24 protein-coding genes are annotated in these 22,575 nt (G+C 70.1%); 15 read left to right on the top strand and 9 right to left on the bottom strand.

Going from position 1 to position 22,575, the window contains the following annotated elements; translation table 11 throughout:
• The first annotated feature begins 61 nt into the window (after window positions 1-61).
• From ACVBEQ_RS12620 to ACVBEQ_RS12580, 9 genes are read left to right on the top strand one after another with little or no spacing between them, the layout of a single operon-like run.
• Window positions 62-1,714, top strand: coding sequence for a carbamoyltransferase family protein (locus tag ACVBEQ_RS12620; protein ID WP_447153650.1), 1,653 nt, complete (start codon window positions 62-64; stop codon window positions 1,712-1,714).
• Window positions 1,711-3,303, top strand: coding sequence for an HAD-IIIA family hydrolase (locus ACVBEQ_RS12615; protein ID WP_447153649.1), 1,593 nt, complete (start codon window positions 1,711-1,713; stop codon window positions 3,301-3,303). The genes ACVBEQ_RS12620 and ACVBEQ_RS12615 overlap by 4 nt, the downstream gene beginning before the upstream one ends.
• A complete protein-coding gene (locus ACVBEQ_RS12610; RefSeq protein WP_447153648.1) occupies window positions 3,300-4,322 on the top strand; it encodes a glycosyltransferase family 9 protein in 1,023 nt (340 codons plus the stop codon). The genes ACVBEQ_RS12615 and ACVBEQ_RS12610 overlap by 4 nt, the downstream gene beginning before the upstream one ends.
• A complete protein-coding gene (locus tag ACVBEQ_RS12605; protein WP_447153647.1) occupies window positions 4,319-5,278 on the top strand; it encodes a glycosyltransferase in 960 nt (319 codons plus the stop codon). The genes ACVBEQ_RS12610 and ACVBEQ_RS12605 overlap by 4 nt, the downstream gene beginning before the upstream one ends.
• Window positions 5,275-6,495 (top strand): glycosyltransferase, encoded by a 1,221-nt coding sequence (locus tag ACVBEQ_RS12600; protein WP_447153646.1) that lies wholly within the window; start codon window positions 5,275-5,277, stop codon window positions 6,493-6,495. Before ACVBEQ_RS12605 ends, ACVBEQ_RS12600 begins: the two co-directional genes overlap by 4 nt.
• A gap of 17 nt (window positions 6,496-6,512) precedes the next feature.
• On the top strand, window positions 6,513-7,184 hold the full coding sequence (locus tag ACVBEQ_RS12595) for a D-sedoheptulose-7-phosphate isomerase (RefSeq protein ID WP_447153785.1): 672 nt from the start codon (window positions 6,513-6,515) through the stop codon (window positions 7,182-7,184).
• Window positions 7,181-8,707 (top strand): PfkB family carbohydrate kinase, encoded by a 1,527-nt coding sequence (locus ACVBEQ_RS12590; RefSeq protein ID WP_447153645.1) that lies wholly within the window; start codon window positions 7,181-7,183, stop codon window positions 8,705-8,707. The genes ACVBEQ_RS12595 and ACVBEQ_RS12590 overlap by 4 nt, the downstream gene beginning before the upstream one ends.
• A 20-nt stretch (window positions 8,708-8,727) precedes the next feature.
• Entirely contained in the window at window positions 8,728-9,459 is a 732-nt protein-coding gene (locus ACVBEQ_RS12585; RefSeq protein WP_447153644.1) for an SDR family oxidoreductase, read from the top strand.
• Window positions 9,456-10,601, top strand: a complete 1,146-nt coding sequence (locus ACVBEQ_RS12580) for a glycosyltransferase family 9 protein (RefSeq protein ID WP_447153643.1) — start codon at window positions 9,456-9,458, stop codon at window positions 10,599-10,601. The genes ACVBEQ_RS12585 and ACVBEQ_RS12580 overlap by 4 nt, the downstream gene beginning before the upstream one ends.
• A 112-nt stretch (window positions 10,602-10,713) precedes the next feature.
• Here the strand turns inward: ACVBEQ_RS12580 and ACVBEQ_RS12575 are convergent, their stop codons facing one another.
• Window positions 10,714-10,890, bottom strand: a complete 177-nt coding sequence (locus ACVBEQ_RS12575; protein ID WP_447153642.1) for a hypothetical protein — start codon at window positions 10,888-10,890, stop codon at window positions 10,714-10,716.
• A gap of 170 nt (window positions 10,891-11,060) precedes the next feature.
• Window positions 11,061-11,372, bottom strand: a complete 312-nt coding sequence (locus ACVBEQ_RS12570) for a DUF3072 domain-containing protein (protein WP_447153641.1) — start codon at window positions 11,370-11,372, stop codon at window positions 11,061-11,063.
• 165 nt (window positions 11,373-11,537) lie between these two features.
• Between ACVBEQ_RS12570 and ACVBEQ_RS12565 the strand changes: the two genes are divergently transcribed.
• Window positions 11,538-12,257 (top strand): GAF and ANTAR domain-containing protein, encoded by a 720-nt coding sequence (locus tag ACVBEQ_RS12565; RefSeq protein WP_447153640.1) that lies wholly within the window; start codon window positions 11,538-11,540, stop codon window positions 12,255-12,257.
• A gap of 9 nt (window positions 12,258-12,266) precedes the next feature.
• Here ACVBEQ_RS12565 and ACVBEQ_RS12560 read toward each other — a convergent pair whose 3' ends face one another.
• Together ACVBEQ_RS12560 and ACVBEQ_RS12555 are read right to left on the bottom strand one after the other, a co-directional pair.
• Window positions 12,267-12,716 (bottom strand): CBS domain-containing protein, encoded by a 450-nt coding sequence (locus ACVBEQ_RS12560; RefSeq protein ID WP_447153639.1) that lies wholly within the window; start codon window positions 12,714-12,716, stop codon window positions 12,267-12,269.
• A 94-nt stretch (window positions 12,717-12,810) separates the two neighbouring features.
• A complete protein-coding gene (locus ACVBEQ_RS12555) occupies window positions 12,811-13,533 on the bottom strand; it encodes an ANTAR domain-containing protein (protein WP_447153638.1) in 723 nt (240 codons plus the stop codon).
• Window positions 13,534-13,777: 244 nt separating this feature from the next.
• Between ACVBEQ_RS12555 and ACVBEQ_RS12550 the strand changes: the two genes are divergently transcribed.
• A complete protein-coding gene (locus ACVBEQ_RS12550) occupies window positions 13,778-14,353 on the top strand; it encodes a lipopolysaccharide assembly protein LapA domain-containing protein (protein WP_447153637.1) in 576 nt (191 codons plus the stop codon).
• A gap of 102 nt (window positions 14,354-14,455) precedes the next feature.
• Here ACVBEQ_RS12550 and ACVBEQ_RS12545 read toward each other — a convergent pair whose 3' ends face one another.
• Window positions 14,456-15,529, bottom strand: coding sequence for a DNA topoisomerase IB (locus ACVBEQ_RS12545; protein ID WP_447153636.1), 1,074 nt, complete (start codon window positions 15,527-15,529; stop codon window positions 14,456-14,458).
• Between the two features lie 25 nt (window positions 15,530-15,554).
• Window positions 15,555-16,346, bottom strand: a complete 792-nt coding sequence (locus tag ACVBEQ_RS12540; protein ID WP_447153635.1) for an SDR family NAD(P)-dependent oxidoreductase — start codon at window positions 16,344-16,346, stop codon at window positions 15,555-15,557.
• A gap of 360 nt (window positions 16,347-16,706) precedes the next feature.
• Here ACVBEQ_RS12540 and ACVBEQ_RS12535 point away from each other — a divergent pair, with 360 nt between their 5' ends.
• On the top strand, window positions 16,707-17,102 hold the full coding sequence (locus ACVBEQ_RS12535; protein WP_447153634.1) for a CopG family transcriptional regulator: 396 nt from the start codon (window positions 16,707-16,709) through the stop codon (window positions 17,100-17,102).
• Window positions 17,103-17,205: 103 nt separating this feature from the next.
• A complete protein-coding gene (locus ACVBEQ_RS12530) occupies window positions 17,206-18,552 on the top strand; it encodes an extracellular catalytic domain type 1 short-chain-length polyhydroxyalkanoate depolymerase (RefSeq protein ID WP_447153633.1) in 1,347 nt (448 codons plus the stop codon).
• Between the two features lie 580 nt (window positions 18,553-19,132).
• On the opposite strand, the gene ACVBEQ_RS12525 is transcribed toward ACVBEQ_RS12530, so the two are convergent.
• From ACVBEQ_RS12525 to ACVBEQ_RS12515, 3 genes are read right to left on the bottom strand one after another with little or no spacing between them, the layout of a single operon-like run.
• The gene (locus tag ACVBEQ_RS12525; protein ID WP_447153632.1) at window positions 19,133-19,717 is read right to left on the bottom strand and encodes a DUF3618 domain-containing protein; all 585 of its coding nucleotides are present in this window, start codon (window positions 19,715-19,717) and stop codon (window positions 19,133-19,135) included.
• Entirely contained in the window at window positions 19,714-20,145 is a 432-nt protein-coding gene (locus ACVBEQ_RS12520; RefSeq protein ID WP_447153631.1) for a phage holin family protein, read from the bottom strand. Before ACVBEQ_RS12520 ends, ACVBEQ_RS12525 begins: the two co-directional genes overlap by 4 nt.
• Entirely contained in the window at window positions 20,142-20,990 is an 849-nt protein-coding gene (locus ACVBEQ_RS12515) for a hypothetical protein (protein ID WP_447153630.1), read from the bottom strand. Before ACVBEQ_RS12515 ends, ACVBEQ_RS12520 begins: the two co-directional genes overlap by 4 nt.
• A 406-nt stretch (window positions 20,991-21,396) precedes the next feature.
• Here ACVBEQ_RS12515 and ACVBEQ_RS12510 point away from each other — a divergent pair, with 406 nt between their 5' ends.
• Both ACVBEQ_RS12510 and ACVBEQ_RS12505 read left to right on the top strand, forming a co-directional pair.
• Entirely contained in the window at window positions 21,397-22,446 is a 1,050-nt protein-coding gene (locus ACVBEQ_RS12510) for a YihY/virulence factor BrkB family protein (protein ID WP_447153629.1), read from the top strand.
• Window positions 22,443-22,571 (top strand): hypothetical protein, encoded by a 129-nt coding sequence (locus tag ACVBEQ_RS12505; RefSeq protein ID WP_447153628.1) that lies wholly within the window; start codon window positions 22,443-22,445, stop codon window positions 22,569-22,571. Before ACVBEQ_RS12510 ends, ACVBEQ_RS12505 begins: the two co-directional genes overlap by 4 nt.
• Window positions 22,572-22,575 lie beyond the last annotated feature (4 nt).

Raw genomic sequence — 22,575 nt, 5'->3', positions numbered from 1 at the left:
CATGACTACCGGAGTGTTAAAAAGCAGCGCTTCACGGTTCGTCCCACACGAGGTATGACGCATGCGTGTGCTCGGTGTCAATGCCATCTTTCACGACCCGTCGGCCGCTCTGGTCATCGACGGCGAAATCGTGGCAGCAGCCGAAGAGGAACGTTTCAGCCGGCGTAAGCACGGCAAGCGGCCGGTGCCGTTCTCGGCCTGGGAACTCCCCGAAGCAGCGATGCGCTGGTGCCTGTCGGAGGCCGGCCTGCGTCCGCAGGACATCGACGCGGTCGCCTACTCGTTCGACCCGGCGCTCGCGAAACCGGCTGACTCCATGGGCCTGTCGGATCCGTGGGATCACCTGCGCGTCACCTATGCCGAGAACGCCCCCGGATTCCTCGCGACCGCGCTTCCCGGGCTGGATCGCGAAGCCGTGCGATTCGTCCCTCACCACGTCGCGCACGCGGCATCGGCCGGGCTGGCCGCACCGCACCGCAGCAGTGCCGTGCTGGTCCTTGACGGCCGCGGCGAGCGGGCTTCGCACCTCGGCGGCCGGTATGTCGACGGTCGACTGGAGATCCTTGCCTCGCAGGAACTTCCGCACTCCCTGGGGCTGTTGTACGAATCGCTGACCGAGCACCTGGGCTTCCTGCGCAGCAGCGATGAGTACAAGGTGATGGCGCTGGCCTCCTACGGCCGTCCGCGGTTCCTCGAAGAACTGCGCGAGTCCATCTACGCGGACGGCAACGGCGGCTTTGTCGCCGAAGTGCCCGACTGGTCGAAGTGGTCGGCGCCGCGTATCGATGACGGCAGCTGGGGCGGCGACGATGCCGACCTCGCGTGCTCTGTGCAGCACCGACTGGAAGAGGTGCTGGTCGACCTCGCCTCGTGGCTGTACGACCAGACCGGCGAGAAGGTGCTGACGATGGCCGGCGGCACCGCACTGAACTGTGTCGCCAACTCGCGCATCTGGCGCGAAACCGGCTTCGAGGACGTCTGGGTGCAACCCGCCGCCGGCGATGCCGGGACGGCGCTCGGTGCTGCACTGCAGGTGTCGGCCGACAACGACGAACCACCGTCGACGATGAGCACGGCCGCCCTGGGCCGCGGCTGGCGCGACGACGACCTCGCGGCCTGGTTGCGCGCCGCGAATGTCCCGTTCAGCACTCCGGACGACCTGTCCGGCGAGGTGGCCGACGTGCTGGCCGCGGACGGCGTGATCGCCTGGTTCGACGGCCGCAGCGAATTCGGTCCGCGGGCGCTCGGCCACCGGTCACTGCTCGCGCATCCCGGCCGCGCCGAGAACCTGGAGCGGCTCAACGACGTCAAGGGCAGGGAGCAGTTCCGCCCGGTGGCGCCGATGGTGCTGCTGGAGGACGCCGCGGAGATCTTTTCCGGCGGGCCGATCCCCAGTCCCTTCATGCTGTTCGTTCACGAGGTCGCGCCGCAGTGGCGGGACCGGATCCCGGCTGCCGTGCACGTCGACGGCACCGCCCGGATCCAGACGGTCGACGCGGCGACGCAGCCCCGGCTGGCGTCGATGCTGCGCGAGTTCCGTGCCAGGACAGGCCTTCCCGTCGTCATCAACACCAGCCTGAACACCGCCGGCCGGCCGATGGTCGACGACCCGCGGGACGCGCTGGAACTGTTCGGCTCGGCCCCGGTCGACCTGCTGGTCCTCGGGCCCCACCTGGTGCGCCGCGGAACGCTCTTCGGGACGGCCTCCGGGTGACGGAGATCCAGTACTCGATCGTCATCCCGACCATCGGCAGGCCGTCGCTGGACCGGTTGTTGGCCGGGCTCGTCGTCGCCTCCGCTCGCGGTCCCGTGCCGGAGCAGGTCGTGCTCGTCGACGATCGGCCCTTCGACGGGGCGGACAACGCCCCGCTGCGGATCCCCGATGAAGCCTCGACCGGACTGCCGTGGCCGGTGCAGGTCGTGCGGTCCGGCGGCCGCGGGCCGGCAGCGGCCCGCAACGCCGGCTGGCGGTCCGCGCCGTCGCCGTGGATCGCGTTCCTGGACGACGATGTCGAGGTCGGGGACGACTGGGCCGAGTGCCTGGCGGCCGACGTCGCGTTGGCAGCGGACACCGTCGGCGGCATCCAGGCCGAACTGGTCGTGCCGTTGCCCGAGTGGCGCCGGCCCACCGACTGGGAGCGGAACACGGCCGGCCTGCAGAACGCCGCCTGGATCACGGCCGACATGGTCTACCGGCGTGCGGCTCTGGAGTCGGTGCACGGTTTCGACGAACGCTTCCCCAGGGCCTACCGGGAGGATGCCGACCTCGCGCTCCGGGTGCAGCGGGCCGGCTGGCGGCTGACCAGGGGAAGCAGGCTGACCACACATCCGGTCAGGCCGGCGGACGACCTGGTCTCCGTCCGGCTGCAGGCCGGGGCAGCCGATGACGCATTGCTGCGGGCCCTGTACGGCCGGGACTGGCGCGACGCCGCCGCGACCGGCCGCGGCCGTTTCCGTTGGCACGTCGCAACTGTCGGAGCCGCAGCCGGCGCGCTGACCGCGGCGCTCGGCCGGCGACCGCGGGCGGCCGCCGTGCTCGCTGCCGGCTGGTCCTTGCTGACGGCCGACTTCCTCCGCCGGCGGCTGGTCCCCGGGCCCCGTCCGGGCGATGAGGTATGGCCCGCCGAGTTCCGCCGGATGGCCACCACCAGTGCCGTCATCCCGTTCGCGGCGGTGGGCCACCGACTGACCGGCACTGCCCGACATGGACTCTCGGCGCCGGCCTGGCCGGTTCCGATCGCCGCGGTGCTCTTCGACCGGGACGGCACTCTCGTCCATGACGTGCCGTACAACGGCGACCCCGACAAGGTTCGGGTCGTCGACGGTGCCCGCGAGGTGCTGGATGCGCTGCGCTCCGCCGGCATCCGGATCGGCGTCATCAGCAACCAGTCGGGCATCGCCCGCGGGCTGCTGACCGCCGAAGACGTGACCGCGGTCAACCGTCGGATCGAGAACGAGCTGGGGCCGTTCGACGTGTGGGAGATCTGCCCGCACGGCCCGGATGACGGCTGCGTCTGCCGTAAACCCATGGGCGGCATGGTCCTTCGGGCGGCCGCTGCGCTGGGCGTCGCCCCGTTCGAGTGCGCGGTGATCGGCGACATCGAGGCGGACATGCTGGCGGCGCGAGCCGCCGGAGCGACCGGGGTCCTGGTGCCGACACCGGTGACGCTGGCCGTCGAAATCGACCGCGCGGACCTGGTCGCCAGCTCCCTTCGGGACGCCGTGGACATGGCAACCGCCGTTCGCACAGGCACCGCAGAGCCGGCGACAGCCGCTCGCCCCGCGGAACGGGTGGCGGCATGAACCGGGTCCTCGGGGTACGACTGGACAGCGACGGCGATGTGCTGATCACCGGGCCGGCCGTCCGGTCACTCGCCCACACCGCCGACCGGCTGGACATGCTGGTGTCACCGGCCGGCCGCGCGGCCGCCGAACTGCTGCCGTCCGTCGAGGACGTGCTGGTCTTCGACGCACCGTGGACCGGCTTCGCGCCGTCCGACGTCGACCAGGGCGCGATCCGGGCGCTGGTCTCCCGGCTCCGGCGCCGGCACTACTCGAAGGCGGTCATCTTCACCTCCTTCCACCAGAGCCCGCTGCCGATGGCACTGCTCGCGCGGATGGCCCGCATCCCGTTCGTCGCCGCCACCAGCGTCGACTACCCGGGCTCGCTGCTCGATGTCCGGCATCACCGGCGCGACGGCCACGAGGTGCAGGCCGCGCTCGACCTGGCCAGTGCCGCGGGTGGCCGGCTGCCGGCCGGCGACGACGGCCGACTGAAGCTGAAACAGCCACTGCCGCAGCACAATCCGGTGCCGATCAAGCCGTACGTGGTGGTCCATCCCGGCGCGTCCGTACCGTCCCGGGCACTGACCGCCGAACACGCGGCCGGGCTGGTCGGGGCACTGTCCCGGGCCGGCTGGCCGGTCGTGGTGACCGGTGGGCCGGGCGAGCGCGACCTCGCCGAGCTCGCTGCCGGGGTGACCGCGATCGATCTATCGGGTCGCACCGACCTGCCCCAGTTGGCCAGGGTGCTCACCGATGCCGCGTGTGTCGTCGTGGGCAACACCGGGCCGGCGCACCTGGCCGCAGCGGTCGGCACACCCGTCGTCTCGCTCTTCTCGCCCGTCGTGCCGTCGGAGTGGTGGCGCCCCTACGGAGTGCCGACGGTGCAACTGGGCAATCAGCTCGCCGGGTGCCGGGACACCAGGGCCCGTGACTGCCCGTTGCCCGGACACCCGTGCCTGAGCCAGGTCTCGGGCGATGACGTGGTCGCGGCCGTCGATCGGCTGACCGCGCATGCCGTTGCGGGGGTGCCCGGATGAGAGTGCTGATCTGGCATGTCCACGGCTCGTGGACGACTTCGTTCGTCGCCGGCCCCGACCAGTACCTGATACCGGTGCTGCCGGACCGCGGGCCCGACGGCCGCGGCCGGGCACGGACCTGGGACTGGCCGCCGAATGCTGTCGAGCTCACCCCGGAACAGCTGCGAGACAGCTCGATCGATGTGGTCGTGCTGCAACGCCCGGTCGACCTGGAACTGTTGCAGCGCTGGACCGGGCTCAGGGCCGGCATCGACATCCCGGCTGTCTACGTCGAACACAACGCCCCGGGCGGGACCGCCGCGGGCAGCCGGCACCCGCTGACGGAGCGGTCCGACATCACCGTCGTCCACGTCACCGCGTTCAACCGGTTGATGTGGGACTGCGGGGTCGCGCCGACGACCGTCGTCGAGCACGGAATCGCGGACCCCGGTCACCTCTACACCGGGGAGTCGGCGCGGGTCGCGGTCGTCGTCAACGAACCGGTGCGCCGGTGGCGTGTCGCGGGAACCGACCTGGTGCAACAGCTCTCGCGCGACATCCCGCTGGAGGTCTACGGCATGGGGATGGCGGCGCTCGCCGAGTTGCTGCCCGTATCGGCCGGTCACCTGCACGACGACGTCCCGCAGCGACAGATGCATTCGCTGCTGGCGACCAACCGGGCCTACCTGCATCCGTACCGGTGGACCAGCCTGGGTCTGTCCCTGATCGAGGCGATGACGATGGGGATGCCGGTGATCGCGCTTCCGGTCACCGCAGCCCCCGAAGCGGTCCCGCCGGACGCCGGGGTGCTCAGCTCCGATCCCGCCGTCCTCGCAGCGACCGCGCGGCGGTGGCTCGCCGATCCCGCCGAAGCCGCGGAGCGCGGGGCCGCGGCCCGGCGGCACGCGCTGGCCACCTTCGGACTCGACCGTTTCCTGACCGATTGGCAGCACGTCTTGAAGGAGGTGACCGCATGAGGATCGCCATGGTGTCCGAACACGCCAGCCCGCTGGCCGCACTGGGTGGCGTCGACGCGGGTGGGCAGAACGTGCACGTCGCCGCACTCGCGCTGGGCCTGGCCGCCCGCGGCCACCGGGTCCGGGTCTACACCCGCCGGGACGCGGCGGATCTCCCGGAACGGGTGGCCCTCGGACCGCGCGCGGAGGTGGTGCATGTGCCCGCCGGTCCGGCCGAGCACATCGCGAAGGACGACCTGCTGCCGTACATGGCCGGCTTCGGCCGCTGGATGGCCGACTCCTGGCTGCAGGACGGCGTTCCGGACCTGGTGCACAGCCATTTCTGGATGTCGGGCATCGCGGCCCTGGAGGCGGCCGACGCCGTCCCGGTGCCGCTGGTGCACACGTTTCATGCGCTGGGCACCGTCAAGCGCCGGCACCAGCACGACCGCGACACCAGCCCCGCCGAGCGGCGCGACGCCGAGCCGCAGATCGGGCGCAGCGTCGACCGGGTGATCGCAACCTGCACCGACGAGGTGGAGGAACTGCGCCGGATGGGCGTGCCCGCCGACGCCGTCCGGGTGGTGCCGTGCGGCGTGGACACCACGCTGTTCAGCCCCCGGGCGCGTACCGACACACCGGCGCAGGGCGGGTCCGCCGGGACGGTGCTCTGCGTCGGACGACTGGTGGAACGCAAGGGCGTCGACACCGTCATCGAGGCGGTTGCCGCCCTCGCTGGCGTGCGCCTGCTGATTGCCGGTGGCCCCGAGAAGTCGCTGCTGGGAACCGATCCCGAGGCTCAGCGGCTGATCACGCTGGCCACCGAACACGGCATGACGGACCGCATCGAGTTACTCGGCAGCGTCGGGCACGAGCAGATGCCGGCCCTGATCAGAGCGTCCGACCTGGTCGTCTGCACGCCCTGGTACGAACCGTTCGGCATCGTACCGATCGAGGCCGCGGCCTGTGGCACAGCCGTCGTCGGCTCCGCGGTCGGCGGTCTGCTCGACACCATCGTCGACGGCCGGACCGGCACGCTCGTTCCCCCGCGGGATCCCGCCGCCACCGCGCGGGCAATCGGTGACCTGCTCGCCGATCCCGACCGGCGCGCCGGGTACGGCCGCGCCGCCCGCATGCGCGCGCTCTCGCTCTACGACTGGGCCTCGGTATCGGCGGCGACCGACCGGGTCTACCGCTCCGTGGTCGCCGCTGATCACCGCTCGGAGGTGTCCGCATGATGGCCGCCAGCAACTGGATGGAAGAGCACGAACGCGAGGTCAGGGTCGCGATGACCGGCCTGCGCCGGGATTGGCCGCGGCTGCAGAGCTGGGGAAACCAGCTGGCGGACACCTTCGCCCGTGGCGGCCGGCTGCTCGCCGCCGGCAACGGGGGCAGCGCCGCGGAAGCGCAGCATCTGACGGCCGAACTCGTCGGCCGCTTCCTCAAGGAGCGGCGCGGCCTGTCCGCCATCTGCCTCAGTGCCGAGACATCAAGCCTGACAGCCATCGTCAACGACTACGGCGCCGAGGAGATGTTCGCCCGGCAGGTCGATGCGCACGGCCGGCCGGGCGATGTGCTGCTGTTGTTGTCGGCGTCCGGGCGCAGCCCGAACGTGCTGCACGCGGCCGACCGTGCCCGGGAAGCCGGCATCGTCACCTGGGCGATGACCGGGCCGGGGCCGAACCCGCTCAGCGCCCGCTGTGACGACGCCGTCCTGGTCCGGGCGCCGTCCACCGCCGCGATCCAGGCCATCCATCTGATTGCCGTGCACGGACTGTGCGCGGTGGTCGACGCCGCCGTCTCGGATCGGGGCGTTCTGGACACCGCTCTCCGCGAGAGCGTGTCGGAGCCCACCGGCGCGCGGCAGCTGCGCACCGGACGGCACGAGCTGCACACCGCCGCGCTGGACTCGGAGCTCACCGGATGACGGCCAGGGCGCCACGCTCCACCGGCCGGCCGCATGTCGTCGTCGTCGGCGACGTGGTCCTCGACCGCGACCTGGTGGGCACCGCCGAGCGGCTCGCGCCGGACGCGCCGGTACCGGTCCTGGACGTCAGCTCATTGCGCGAGACACCCGGCGGCGCAGGGCTTGCGGCCCTCCTCGCTGCCGGCTCCGGCGCGCGGGTCACGCTGGTCGCGCCGATCGCGGACGATGACGGCGGGGCACGCCTCCGGGCGCTGCTCGAACCGCACGTCGAGCTGATCGCGGTCGGGCACCAGGGGCCTACGAGGCGAAAGACCAGGGTCCGCAGCAGCGGGCAGTCCCTGCTGCGAATCGACGACGGCGGGCCCGGCCGGCCCACCGATCTCCCGGTCGAACGCATCGGCAGGGCGCTCGCCACCGCGGACGCCGTCCTGGTCGCCGACTACGGTGCGGGCACCACCACCGACCTGCGGATGCGGGACCTGTTGACCAGCGCGGCGTCCCGGGTCCGGATGGTCTGGGATCCGCACCCCAAGGGCGGACGGCCGGTTCGCCGGGCCACCCTGGTCACGCCCAACCTCTCCGAGGCGACCGCCGCGGACCGCGCACTGAACGGGGCCGACCCGTCCCCCGGCGCGGACTCGCCGCCCGGTACGGACCCGTCCCCCGGCGCGGACTCGCCGCCCGGTACAGACTCGTCCCGCGGCGGCCCGCACCGGTCGGCCCACCCGGACCTGCTCGCGCTGCGGCTGCGCGCCGCCTGGTCCGCGGACGCCGTCTGCGTGACGGCCGGTTCCGACGGCGCCTTCCTGGCCACCACCGACCACGAGTCGCAGTTCCTGCCCGCCCCGATCGTCCGGGGCGGTGACTCCTGCGGCGCGGGAGATCGTTTCGCCGCCACCGCCGCTGTCCGGCTGGCGTTCGGCGACCTGACGTCCGAGGCCGCCGCGAGCGGGGTCCGCGACGCGTCCGCCTGGGTCGCCGACGGAGGCACCGGCTCGTTCCGGATGCCGGACGGCCCCATGGCGGAACAGCCCGTCCCCGATGGCATTCCGACGCCCGACCGGCTGGACGGGCTCGCCCGACGGCTCCGCACCGGCGGCCGGACCCTGGTGGCCACCGGCGGGTGCTTCGACATCGTGCACGCCGGCCACGTCGCCACCCTGCAGGCAGCCCGCAGGCTGGGTGATGCGCTGGTCGTGCTGATCAACTCCGACGCGTCCGTCGCCCGGCTGAAGGGCCCGGAACGGCCGCTGATCGAAGCCGCCGACCGGGCCAGGGTCCTGGAGGCCTTCGACTGCGTCGACGCGGTCGTGATCTTCGACGACGACGACCCGCGGACCGCGCTCGAGCAGCTCCGGCCCGACATCTGGGTCAAGGGCGGGGACTACGGCGGCACCGAGCTTCCCGAGGCTGCCACCGTGCAGGCGGGCGGCGGGCGGGTGGTCTTCCTGCCCTACCTGACCGGCCGATCCACCACCAGCATCATCGAGCGTTCGCGCTCGCAATCCGAACAACCAGCGTGAGAGGAACCATGACACCCCCCATGACCACCACCAATCCGACCGCCGAGAGCACACGACCCGGTGCACCGCGGACCGTCGGCACCGTCTACGTGACCGGCGGCTCCAGCGGTCTGGGCGCCGCCGTCGTCGCCGCGGTCGCGGCGGCCGGCGGCACGCCCGCCGTCATCGACCGGGTCGCACCCGCCGGTGATGTGCCCTATGCCCTGGCCGATCTCTCGGATTCCGCGGCGGCGGCGTCCGCCGTCTCTACCCTCGTCGAGAGCGTCGGCGCACCCGACGCCGTGGTCACGGCGGCAGGCACGGACGCCTGCGGCCAACTCCTCGACATCGACACCGAGGACTGGGAGAAGGTCGTCCGGGTCAACCTGTTCGGCACCGTCGCGGTGATCAGGGCGGCGCTGCCGTACCTCGAGAAGAGCCGCGGCACCGTCGTCACCGTCGCATCCACCCTCGGACTCAAGGGGGTCAGCGACGCGACGGCCTACTGCGCCTCGAAGTTCGCGGTGCGCGGTTTCACCCACGCGCTGGCCGCCGAACTGGCAGGGCGGGTCGGCGTCACGCTGCTGATTCCCGGCGGCATGCGGACGGCCTTCTTCGACGGCCGCACCGAGCAGTACAAGCCGGGCCCGGACGCGGATCTCGACGATCCCGCGAACACCGCCAACGCCGTCCTGACAGCGCTGCGCCAGCCCGTCGGCAGTGAGATCCGCGAGATGCTGGTGATGGCGTCGGGCGAGAGCTCCTGGCCGTGACCGTCGGATCCGGTCAGGATGAGCGGGCGGGCGTTGCGCCCGCGGCGGGGCAGGCCGTCGGCAGTGGCACCGCTGCCGGCGGGATGATGGCCGCCGCCCTCGCCCCGGCACCGTGTACCGACAGCGCCGATGCGGTGCTCGTGCTCCGTGCGCTGGGCCTCGGAGACGCCCTCACCGGCATTCCCGCGTTGCGCGGCATCCGGCGCGCCTGGCCGGGCCGGCGCCTCGTGCTGGCGGCCTCGGCGCCGATCGGCGGCTGGTTGCGCGGCCTCGGCGTCGTCGACGAGGTGCTGGTCACCGACGGTCTCGCGCCGTTGAACTGGCCGCCGAAGGGATGGATAGGTGCCGGCGGCCACCTCGCCGTCAATCTGCACGGGAGCGGCCCGCGCAGCCACCGGGTGCTCGAGATGACGGCGCCCGCAGAGCTTGTCGCCTACCGCTGTCCGCTGGCCACGCATCTGTCCGGCCCCGAGTGGCGGCACGACGAGCACGAGGTCGATCGCTGGAGCAGGTTGATCGTCGCAGCCGGTGGTCGTTGCGACGCCACCGACCTCTGGTTACCGAACCGGGTCGAGCGGGGGGAGGACGTCGTCCTGCACCCCGGGGCCGCGAGTGGGTCCCGACGGTGGCCGGCCGAACGGTGGTCCATGGTGGCCGCTGAACTCGCCCGACAGGGGCATCAGGTGGTGATCAGCGGTGGTGCGGTGGAAATCGCGCTGTGCCAGGACATTGCCGAGCGGGCCGTCCAGGACGCCGGTGCCCGACATGCAGCTGTGCGGGTGGACGCCGGCCGCGACCTGTTCGGGCTCACGGAACTCGTTGCCGGGGCACAACTGCTCATCTGCGGCGACACCGGGGTCGCCCATCTGGCCACCGCTCTGCGGACTCCCTCGGTGCTGTTGTTCGGACCCACCCCGCCCCGGTGGTGGGGGCCGCGGATCGACCTGGACAGGCATCGCGTGCTGTGGAAGGGCGACCGCGGCTATCTCGGGGATCCGCACGACGAGAGCATCGACCCTGTGCTGGAAGCGATCTCCGTCGATGAGGTGATCGACGCGGCGACCCGGAAGCTGCCCGCACTCGTGCCCGCTGACGCCGAGCCGGCCGCGTCAGCGTTCCAGCCGGCGCAACGGGCCAGCTGATCGCTGCCGCGGCCGGCTTGATCGATGCCGAAGTGCTCGTTGCCCGGTCGGGTATCGCCGCCGCAACCGGTAACGCTGAAGCGGTTGGTTGATCGTTGCGGCACGGCGGTTCTCAAATCGACGGTCGGGTCGGGTCCGGTGCCGTCGGATCCGGCGAGACCGGTCCGGGGCTCGGGAACGGCTGGCCGGGGTCGGGATTGACCGGGCCGGGCTCGGTGGGCGGTGGCGGCTCCAAGGGGACGGGTGGCCGGTCAGGTGACAGCGGTCCGTTGGGTTCCGAGATCGTCATGCTGCTCCTTCCAAGGGGCGTCCTGCCGAAATGCGCTCTGACAGCGGCGACCACGGCCCGGCGGCGTGCCGAGACCGCGGTCGCACTGTTTGCGTTCCCGCCGGGGCGGAGCCCAAACCGCTGCAGCACTACGGATTTACTGTCAGTCCTTCGGCATCAGCGCAGTGGATTCAGCGCGCCGACTCCGTCCCACGACCCGTCTCGCTCTGCAGCCGGTCGATGTGTTGCGAGGCTTCCGCCTTGGTCAGGTTGCCGGGCAGTTCCTCGCCGGCTTCCCTGGCCAGGGTGTCCAGGTAGCTGCGCTGCGGACCGGTCATCGGCTCGTCGCCGGTGACCCACTCGTCGGGATCCTTGCTTGCCGCGCTGGAGGGGTCGGGTCGGGCACCGCCAATGGTGTCCGTTTGATCCTGGCCTTCAGCAGTTTCTGTTGCGCTAGAGGCATTGTCGGAAATGTCGGTGTCATTCTCGAAGAGATCGCTCATGTCTTCAGAGTAGGCGCGCCCACCGACAGGGCGTGGAGAGCACCGGCGCCGGCGCCGATGCGGCGACACCGATCACAGTGCCAAATGGGCGACCGGGTTCGACGGCTGCCCTGCACGGGGAGTTGAATCGACAGATCAGCGGCAACGTGGGGCGGGTGGTGCAGCGTGGTGGCGGGCGGCGACGGACCCGGCGCGGACGATCTCGAAGAGGCGCTGCTGTTCTCGGTGACGAGCCACACCCAACGGTTGTGCGAGCTCTGTCTGCGCATCCTGCCGGTGCAGGGTGCATCGGTGGTGGTGCGGAGTGGCGCCAACCACCGAGAGATGGTTTACGCCACCGACGACGTCATCACCCGGCTGGACGACCTGCAGTTCGTGCTGGGTGAGGGACCGTGCATCGACGCCTACCTTCACCGGTTTCCTGTCATGGCACCGGATCTGGGCAGTGCGGAGTCGGCAGACCGGTGGCCCGGTTACGCCCGCGAAGCGACGTCAGCCGGCGCTGCCGCGGTTTTTGCCTTCCCCCTGCAGGTGGGCGCCGTCCCCTTCGGCATCCTCGAGCTGTACCGGCACACGGCGGGTTCGCTGGACGAAGCGCAGACGGCGACTGCCCTGCTCATCGTCGACGACATCGTTCGCGTTGTGCTGCAGGAACTAGCCTCGGTCCAGCTGTCGCCGACGCCTACGAACCCGACACCGCTGTTCGGCCGGGGCGAGATCCCGCAGGCAACGGGCATGGTCGCCGTGCAGCTCAATGTCTCGATCCCGGAGGCACTCGCCCAGCTGCGGGCGGCGGCGTTTGCGCAGAATCGCACGGTCCAGCGGGTGGCGGAGGACATCATCGCCAGGCGGTACACGTTCGCCGAGGCGGACGCTGAGGGCTGAGCGCCCCGTTCAGCCCCGTGACGGGTCGGCCGGGCCCCGGGCGGGCCACCACAAATGGCCGACTGCGGCATCGTCCGCGTCGTCGTCGATGAGGTGCGCCGCGATCCCGGCGATGGTGATCACCCCGACGAGGACGCCGTCGTCCACCACCGGCAGCATCCCCAACGGCTGCCGCAGCACCAGGCTGAGCACCGCGGCGTCAGCGACCCGGTCCACCTCGACGGCGGGCTGTGAGCCCTGAACCAACGCGCCGACACACATCTCCCGCGGATCGGCCGCCGCCGCGACGCAGTGCTCGACGATGTCGCGCTCGAACACCATCCCGATGAAGTCGTTGTGCGCGCCCGCGACCGGAACCGACGAGACGCCAAGAGCCCGCATTCGCCGAGCGGCCAGCACGACGCTGTCCGACTCGTCCAGACACTTCAGCGCCGGTGCCATCAGCTGTCGCGCGTCCATCGCAATCACGCTCCCTCTCCGGTCCTCGGCGGCAGTGACGGACCCTTCCGACGGCCTGGGTGACGTCCAACGCCGACCTTCGTGACGCCGGATGTCATCGGCTCGCCTCGGCCAACTGGGATACCGGAATGCGGCGCCGGATCACACCCGCGGCGATCTGGTCGACGGTCTCGTCGTGCGTCATGGCGTACCGGCGGAGCTTCGCCAGTGCGTCGGGAGCAGGGATGTCGTGGGCAACGCTGACCATTCCCATCGCGATGAGGACCTCGTTACGGCCGACCGCTCCGGGACCGTCCAACCACAGCGGATCCGGCGACGTCTCGGCGAACACATCGTCGTCGAGCAGGCTGTTCGTGACCTCGGCAGAGACCGCCGCGACGTCGGCGAGGTCGAGACCCTGCGCCTCCTCGGCACCGGTGCAGTACAGATCGACCGACCCGACTCCGCCCAGCGCGCCACTGAGCGGAAAGGCCAGAATCGACCGATATGGCGTGGCCGACAGCAGACGTCGGTGGAAGTCCGGCCAGCGCTCCGCGAGGACGGGCGCGGTGGCGAGTACCGGCGAGGCCGTCCGATGAGCATCGAGGCACGGTCCCTCGTCTGCGGTGAACTGCAGTCGCTCCGCACGGGCTGCGTCGTCGTCGCTCGCCCCGACAGGCACCCGGATGTCGGTGCCGCTGAACATGCTGATGCCGGCACCGGCGATCGGCAGCACCGCCACGCAGGCCCTGGCCAGTTCGACCGGGACCAGCTCGGGGGCCATCGTCTCGTCGCGAAATGAGGCGTACAGGGAGGCGAACTTCTCCGCGATGGTCACGACAATCCTTTCGCACAGGCAATTGATCCTTCCTTTTCAGTTCCCCGGACGGTGCGGGGAAAACACACCGAACCGTGCGCTGGAGCACGTGCCGCAGCCTCCGTGCACACCGCGGCGTGCTCGTTTCGCCTGCCGGGCGCCCGGCCGGCTGTGACGAATGATGACGTTTGGTGAAGGAGCGTCGTGGGCATTGACCACAGGTCCGGGCGAGCGCAGCCGGCAGAGCGCACGGAGGTACGGGGGAATGAGTACTGCTTCACCGCACGACAGGACGCCACCGGCAGGCCGGTCGCGGCAGCCGGAGACGTCACCCAGCGAGTCCTTTTCGGGGACCCGGCCCGGCGATGCAGGTCCGCGGCCCGGCGGCGGCGGTCCCGGCGGCGGCGCTCCCGGCGGCGGCGACGCGGCCGAGTGGACGCCTCCGCCGTACCAGCCGGCACCTTTCCCGGCGGACCAGCCGGCACCCGACAGCACCGCCACCGGACCGATCCCGGTCGTTCCGCCGGTGTCCACCGCCGGCCCTCAGGGCCCGCTGACCGGCTCCGTGTCGGGTGGCCCTCCCGCGCACAAGCACTCGAGGGCGGGTGCGGCCTGGGTCGCCCTGATCGTCGCAGCGGTCGTGGTGATCTTCCTGCTGATCTTCGTCATGCAGAACTCCGGACCGGTCCAGGTCCGCTTTCTCGGTTTCGAGGGCACCATTCCCCTGGGCGTGGCGATGGCATTCGCCGCGGTCGCCGGAGCGCTCACCACCGCCCTGCTCGGCACCGTCCGCATCCTGCAGTTGCGAGCCCGTGCCCGACGGGCGGCTGCGGGTCGCTGACCACCCGGCGCACCCCGCCTGCCTGTCCTTCCGCCTCGCGGTTTCAGTCGGCCGGCAGCTGCAGGTTGCTGTCCAGTCGGCCAGCGGCTTCAGCTTTGCTGTTCAGTCGGCCAGCATCTTCAGCACGGCTCGTTCGATGCTCGGCGCGGCCCCGATGACCGGCAGCCGCTCCGGCGGGATGCGCCCGTCGTCCGCCGTGCTGCTGGCCATCCCGCGCTGGACCCGGGTGACGGCAGGGGCGATGGTCGTGCCCTCGCGGAAGAGCTCGATGGCGCGGGGGTTGATGTACGAGCCCCGGCACACCGTGGGTGTGTTTCCCAAATTCTCGGCAACCGCCTGGACCGAGCGGCTGACCGCCTTGTCCAAAGCCGTCCTGCTCCAACCCTTGTCGGCCGGGTGGTGGAGATGCTCGTCGGCCATCGCCACCGCGGCGAGAACCGTGCCATGCCAGGTGCGGAAGTCCTTGGCCGATACATCCAGGCCGACGACCTGCTTGACGTAGGCGTTGATGTCCTCGCTGGTCACCCTTCGCCACTCGCGCCCTTCCCGGTACACCAGCAGCGCGTCCAGCTCGCCGCTGCGTCGTCGCAGCAACGACTGCATGACCTCCAGCAGCACCGGGTCCTCGATGATCTCGGTCCGCGGGATGCCGGACTTGGCGACGTACTCGAACACCAGCGCGCCGCGCTGCCGACGCACGTGGTCGCGGCGCAGCGTCGACAGACCGTACGAGCCGTTCGTCTCGGCGTAGATCTGCCCGCCGATCCGGAAGTGGCCGCGGTCCAGCAGCCGGAAGGCGATACCGAGCACCCGCTCCCGGCTCGGCGAGGACAGCGAGAGATGTTCGGCCACGATGTTTCTGGCCTCCGGGAGCGCCGCTCCCAGCTCCAACACCCGGCTGTGCTTCACCCTGTTCCGGTTCGCCTGCCAGTCGGGGTGATACAGGTACTGACGGCGTCCCGCCGCGTCGGTGCCGACCGCCTGCAGATGCCCGTTGGCGTACGGCGTGATCCACACCTGTTGCCAGGCAGGCGGTATCACCAGAGTCTCGATCCGCCGCCGGACGGCCTTGTCGGTGACGACGCCCCCATCGGCGTCCAGGTAGGTCCAGCCGCGTCCGCTCCGGCGTCGGGTCAGTCCCTTCTGGCCGGGATGTGTACGACGCAGGCGTGGCACGGGATCGCCCTTCCCCGCTCTGCTGCTACTGCCCGCCGGGCGAGGTCATCTTCGCGTGCAGCGCGGCATTGACCTTCTCGGGCAGGATCTTCGCGGCGGCCGTCTGCAGCTTGTTCATCACCGTTCCGGCGACCACGTGGTCTTTGCCGTCCATCAGCGCCGTAAAGCCCTGGTGGGCGACCTTCGCCGGATCAGCCTTCGGACCCTGGCCGGCCGGGGTGTCCTCCATGCCTGCCCTGTCGAAGAACTCGGTGTCCGTCGGGCCAGGCATCAATGCGGTCACCGTAACGCCACTGTCCTTGACCTCATGACGAATCGCCTCCGCGAACGACAGCACAAAGGCCTTCGACGCCGCGTAGGTCGCGTAGAACGGGCCCGGCATGGTGCTGGCGACCGACGCGGTGAACAGCAGGCGGCCCTGGCCCTTGGCCACCATGTCCGGCAGCAGACCCTTGGTCAGATGCACGACCGACGCGACGTTCAGCTCGACCAGGTTGAGGTCGGCCTCGAGCGGCGTCTCGACGAACGGCCCGGCGTTGCCGACGCCCGCGTTGATCGCCACCGCGTCCACCGCGCGCTGGGTCGACTTGATGACGGCCAGCAGTTCCTCGACGCCGGCGTAGGTGGCCAGGTCGGCCCGCACCGCACGCACCGGGGCCAGCGGGCGGGAGAGCGCCTTCGCCGCATCGATCACGCCCGCGTCCTCCGCGCAGATCAAAACGTCGAAATCCGCGGCGACGAATTCCTCCGCCAGGTGGTATCCGATGCCGCTGGACGCACCCGTCACTACCGCAAGTGGTTTCACCGCTGTGGTCATCTGGTCCTTCTCTCGCGTCACCCGTGATGGCCGGGACCGTTGTCCCGCTGTACTTCTCGGTCTGTGCTTCTCACTTCTCGGTCTGTACCTCTCGTCCGACCGATACCCGTCGGTGAGCCCGGCGAAACAGCGGGACCCCTCATCCGGCGCGTGCTGCTCGGCAGGTTGACAGGAGCGTAGGAGGGAACCCGAACGGGTAAGGAGCGCGTCGTCCGGACGGCGCAGCCCCCCAGGTCTGGCCGGCTGAACCCACCATGCCGGCCAGGCCGCAGCATCCTTTGCCGCAATCCTTCGACCATCCGTGCACCATCCTGCTGGATGGTGCTACAGTGATGCAGACGGCGGAAAGGTGGACCCCCAATGGCCGAGATCGAGAAGTCCGAGAAGATCACCATCAACCTCGGTCTCGTCGACCTCGGTGAGATCGACCTACTGGTCGGCGAGGGGTTCTACGCGAACCGCACCGACTTCATCAGGACCGCCATACGCCGTCAGCTCGAAACCCGTTCCGGCGCAGTGCGAGACACCGTCGAGCGACGGACCCTCGCGCTCGGGACGGTGCAATACGACCGCGCCCAGTTGGAGGCGCTGCGCGACCAGGGCCGCACGGTGCACCTGCGGGTCCTCGGTCTGGGCAGCATCGCCAACGACGTCTCACCCGAACTTGCACTTGCCACGATCGAGTCCGTCGAAGTACTCGGAGCATTCCGGGCCCCGCGCGCCGTCAAGGCCGCACTGGCCCACCGAACCGTCTGACCGACCGCTTCCTCCGCGGTACCGCGACACCCGCGTCACCGCACGACCCCTCATGCCGTCGGCGTGAGGATATCAACGCGCACAACACCTCTGGAGTACAACCATGCCCGCATCAAGCTCGATCCGCGAGTTTCCCACCCACCAGCAGGACACCGACGGGGAGCATCCATCCCCGAATCAGGAGGCCACCGACCGACAGGCGGCCCTGAACCGGGCGATCGCACTGATCCGGCGGACCACCGAATCCGTCGGCATCTCCGGGCCGGGCGGCCATGTCGCCGCAGTCAACCCGAATCTTCCTGACCCGACAGGCATTCTCGCCCAGCTCGGACTGACCGGCACTCCCCGGGTTCCGGCGCAAGACGGCGGCAAAAACGTCTCGGACTGGAATGTGTCGGACGGGAATGTCCCCGGCGATGGCACGCCGGCCGGAGGTGCGCGGACCCGCGACCGGATCGCTGCCGCCCTGAAGAATCTGCCCCGCCCGAGCGGGATGCTCGGCGACGGGGGCACCGGACCGCTGGCCGGCCTCGCCAACGGACTGCAGGGCCTTCGCCTGCCCAGTTCCGACAGCGGACCCAGCGCAGCTGCGGCGGCCGCAGCGGCCGCGGCGGGCGGCGAGATCCGCCACCTCTCGCACAGCGAGCCGTCGGGCTCGAGGAATTACGACCTGTACATCCCGACGGGCTATCACGGCCAGCTGGTTCCGTTGATGGTGATGTTGCACGGCGGCACACAGAACGCCGCCGATTTCGCCGCCGGGACGGGGATGAACGCGCTGGCCGAGCAGCACACGTTCCTGGTCGCGTATCCGGAGCAGGCACGCTCGGCGAATCCGCAGGGGTACTGGAACTGGTTCCGCCCGGAGGACCAGCGGCCCGGAGCCGGTGAGCCCGCGATCATCGCGGGAATCACCCGCGCCGTCATGCGGGAGCACTCCATCGACCCCGCACGCGTCTACGTGGCCGGACTGTCCGCCGGTGGTGCGATGGCCGCCGTGATGGCAGCGACCCACCCGGACCTGTACGCGGCAGCGGGTGTGCACTCCGGCCTCGGGTACCGCAGTGCGCAGGACGTCCCGTCCGCCTTCGCCGCCATGCGGTCGGGTGGAAACCCCTCCCCCGCCGGCTCCGCCCGGGTCATCGCCTTCCATGGCACGGGGGACTCCACCGTCGCACCGGTCAGTGCCGAGAAATTCATTGCCGCAAGCACATCGGCGGCCGCACGATCCGGGCCCGTCAGGTCGTCGACGAGCAGCGGCCGCGGCGGGGACGGAGCCCGTGCGTACACCAGGACCGTGCACACCAGCGCGGACGGCACCGTCATCGCCGAGCATTGGGCCGTGCACGACGGCGGCCACGCGTGGTTCGGCGGCAACCCGGTCGGCAGCTACACCGACCCCCAGGGCCCGGACGCCTCGGCCGAGATGGTCCGCTTCTTCCTGTCCTGAGATCGCACGCCGATCGGTGCACCCGAACCGCCGGTGCACCCGTTCCACCGATGCACCCGTTCCACCGATGATCATGAGGCCCAGTACACGACACACCGAGCGTTTCCCGGGACACGCCGATGACGCTGTGCTGGGCCGCATGATCATCAACGCACGGCGGTCAGCGGTTGCTCAGCAGCGGCGCGGATACCGAGTCCACTGAACGTCCACCTTGCGGCGAGCGGAGTGTCGCTGAGTCTGCGCAAGAGAGCGGTGCAGTCAACGCACCGGTTCGGGCGTTCCAAAGGTCGCGTGCCGCTGTCGCTCTCGGCACAGAGCGTTGCTCGAGCCGGGTGCGGGTTGCTCACCCCGCAGCATGAGCAGGGAGCATGGGGGTCGAGTAAGACCCGTTGTGCTTGACGTCCGTCGGCGCTGGTCGGCACGGCACCCAGCCCCAGCCCAGCTCAGCTCAGCTCAGCCCAAACCAGCTCAGCACCAAATAGCGAAAGGCCCGGGATCTTGCTGCTTCCCGGGCCTTTCAACGTCCTACTTCACCGCCCGGCAACGACAAAGGACTGTCGGAGCCGGAGTCAGGCGAAGGTCAGCTGGTCGCGCTCTGCTGGACACGGTCCTTGGAGTCGGCGGCCTGGCCCTTCACGTCCTGAGCCGCAGAGGTGCCTTCCTCCTTGACCGTCTGAGCAGCATCGGTCGCGGTCGACTTGACCTCTTCGACGGCCTGCTGAGCCGGCTCCTGCAGATTGCTGGCCACCTCCTTGGCGGCGTCGGTCAGTTTGCTGACCACGGGCTCCGCCTGGTCCTTGATCGCCTGCGCAGCCTCCTGCTCCTTCTGGCTGGCCGGAATCAGCGACGAGACCAGCAGGCCCGCGCCAAAAGCGATCAGCCCGGCAGCGAGCGGATTGCCCTTCGCCTTGCTCGCGACGGTGCTGGGCGCATCGGAGATCGTGTCGCTGACGACGCCGACCGCACGGTGCCCGGCGTCGCCCGCATCGGAAGCTGACCCCATGATGGACTCCTTCACCGAGACTGCGGCTCCCCGCACCCGGTCGGTCTGCCGGCGAGCGATGCTCGACGGATTGACTTTTTCGCCGAGCGCGTTGACGTTCTCGCTCAGGTCCGTGCGCGTCCGTTCGATCTCACGACGGATCTGTTCCGGATCGTTGGTCATGCTCGGTCCTCGTTTCCTTTGAGTGCGTCAGGGATCTTCTTGACCGTTGCGGTCGTCTTCGGCATGCCGCGGACACTCCGCAGTTCCTTGCGCCCGACCTGGACGAGGACCAGTGCGATCACGGCCCAGATCACCGCGACGATCAGCGCGGACCAGCCGAGGCCCGTCGCCGAACCGATCGCCCACCACAGGGCGACGGACAAGAACAGCAGCACGAAGTAGCCGGCAACCGCTGCGCCGGAGAGCATCCCGGCGCCTTTGCCGGCCCGGGAAGCCGACTGCTGGACCTCGGCCTTGGCCAGCTCCACTTCTTGGCGGAGCAGGGTGGACAGGTCCTGCGTGACCTCGGAGATCAGTTCGCCGAGCGACCGTTCACTCACCCCCATCGGATCCGACGGGTGCCTGCCCGTTTCCGTCGGCGAGCTCATCGGGTCAGATCCCCCTGCGTGCCGCCGACGCCCCCGGTCGTCGTGCCGTAGCCCGAGGTACCGGAGCCAGTCGTGCCGTAGCCCGTCGTGCCGTAGCCCTCCACCGGCGGAATGGCCTGTACTGCAGGAACATCACTGCCCATCAGCAAAGCGTCATCCTGGCCGTAACCGGCCGCGTAGCCGGCGGTGCCGACCGCTCCGTAGCCGGTGTCGCCGACCACCGGACGCGGCGGGTAGGTCGAGCGTCCGTCAGCGATGCCCTGCTGGGAGTTGCTGTTGGAGGCGCTGAGGCCCTTGGCCAGCCGACCGGCGATGATGCCGGCGCCCAGCGCGATGGCCAGGTACGCGCCCGGACGACGCCGGGCGAACGACTTGACCTCCTCGACAAGGCTTGCCGGGTCGCGACGGTCGAGCCAGTCGGCGATCTCATGCGCCTTGTCGGACGCCATCCGGGCGACGTCGGAGGCGACGCCGTCCTTGGGCTGCCCGTTCAGCAGGCTCTGCACCTCGTCGGCCAGTGAATGCAGGCCACCTGCCACCCGCTGCTGCTGCGTCGCGGCCTGATCGCTGACCTCGGTCCGCGCCTGGTCGAACAATTGCCGAGCCTGGTTACCCACCTCGGCAGTGACGGCGCCGGCCTGCTCCTTGACGGTGCCCGCGACCTGGGTCGCCGACTCCTTCGCGGTCTGCGCAACCTCGCCTGCCTGCTGCTTCGCAGCTCCGGTGGTGGAGCTCTCCGCTCCGTTGCCGGTCGGCGTCACGCCGTAATCGGCGGGGTGCGACTCCAGCGGTGCCGACGGGTACGTCGACCCGCTGGTCGATGTTGTCGAGAATCCTTCGCTCATTTGATCCGTTCCTCTCTTCATGGGATGTGCCGGATCGACTGGGGCGGCCGTGTCGCCGCCCTGCGAGTCGATAAGTACCCTGCCATCCGGCCCTGAATCGAAAACAACCCGCCGAATTCGTGCCAACGGCGGAAGGTGACCGTGCAGTGCAGTTCCGTGACGAATGCACCACGGAGTGTTTGGTCGTTCCACAATCGGGCAACCAACACATGTCCGATCCGACGTCCGCCCCGGCTGCAGCAAGCCGCTGCCGGACAGGGAGTCTCAGCCCCCAGCGGGTCGGTGGAACGACGACGATATCAAGCGACGAGGGGCATAGATGGCCGAGCGAACAGCCGGAACAGAGACAACGGACCGAACCCGGCAAGACGTCGAAACGCCGGATAAACCGGACAGTCCGACCGAATTGAGCAAACCTTCCTGGAAATACATCCTGGGGAAGTCGGTACGGGAGTTCTCGAAAGATCAGTGCACGGATCTCGCTGCCGCACTCACTTATTACGCGGTGCTCGCACTGTTCCCCGCCTTGCTGGCAATGGTCTCGTTGCTCGGTCTCATCGGCCAGGCGAGCACCACGGAATCGCTGGTCGGGATCCTGGACGAGGTCGGCGCCGGATCGGTCGCCGGCACGATCCGTGGGCCACTGCAGGAACTGACCCAGAACTCCGCGGCGGGCCTCGGCCTGATCCTCGGGCTCGCGGGTGCGCTGTGGTCGGCTTCGGGTTACGTCGGAGCGTTCGGCCGGGCGATGAACCGGGTGTACGAGATCGACGAGGGCCGGCCCTTCTGGAAGCTGCGTCCGTTGATGATCGTCATCACCCTGATCGCTGTCATCTTGGCCGCCGTGGTCGCCATCGGTCTGGTCGTGACGGGCCCGCTGTCCCGTGCCATCGGGGACGCCATCGGGCTCGGCGAAACTGCCGTGACGGTCTGGAACATCGCAAAGTGGCCGGTGTTGGCAATTCTCGCTGCCCTGGTGGTCGCGATCCTCTATTACGCGACGCCGAACGTGAAGCAGCCGAAGTTCCGCTGGATCAGCATCGGCGCCGTCGTCGCGATCCTCACCTGGGTGATCGCGTCGGCAGCATTCGGTTTCTACGTGTCGCAGTTCTCGAACTACAACAAGACCTACGGCTCGCTGGGCGGCGTGATCATCTTCCTGCTGTGGCTCTGGATCACCAACCTTGCGCTGCTGTTCGGTGCGGAACTCGACGCGGAGATGGAGCGCGGCCGGCAACTCCAGGCAGGCATCCCGGCCGAGCGCGAGATCCAGTTGCCGCCGCGGGACACCACCGCGATCGACAAGAAGGCCGCGCAGGCCGAGAAGGACATCAAGCAGGGAGAGCGGCTGCGGCGCAGTGCCGGCGAGACCGCCACGGAAACCGCGGACAGCGGCCGATCAGGAAAGACTGACAGGACCACCGCCAACGCCGACAGCAAGGAGAACTCACGATGAGCCAGCCCGTGGAACCCAACGATCCGGACCAGAACGGCGATGTGCCCGATGCACCCGACGGCATCGGCATCGGCGCGGACAGCGAACCGGACACCTTCGAGCCGGAAGAGCCGGAAGTCTCGTGACCCC

Source organism: Nakamurella sp. GG22 (assembly GCF_052976845.2).
The sequence above is the reverse complement of the archived record's forward strand: the minus strand, read 5'-3'. Positions and strand labels throughout refer to the sequence as shown.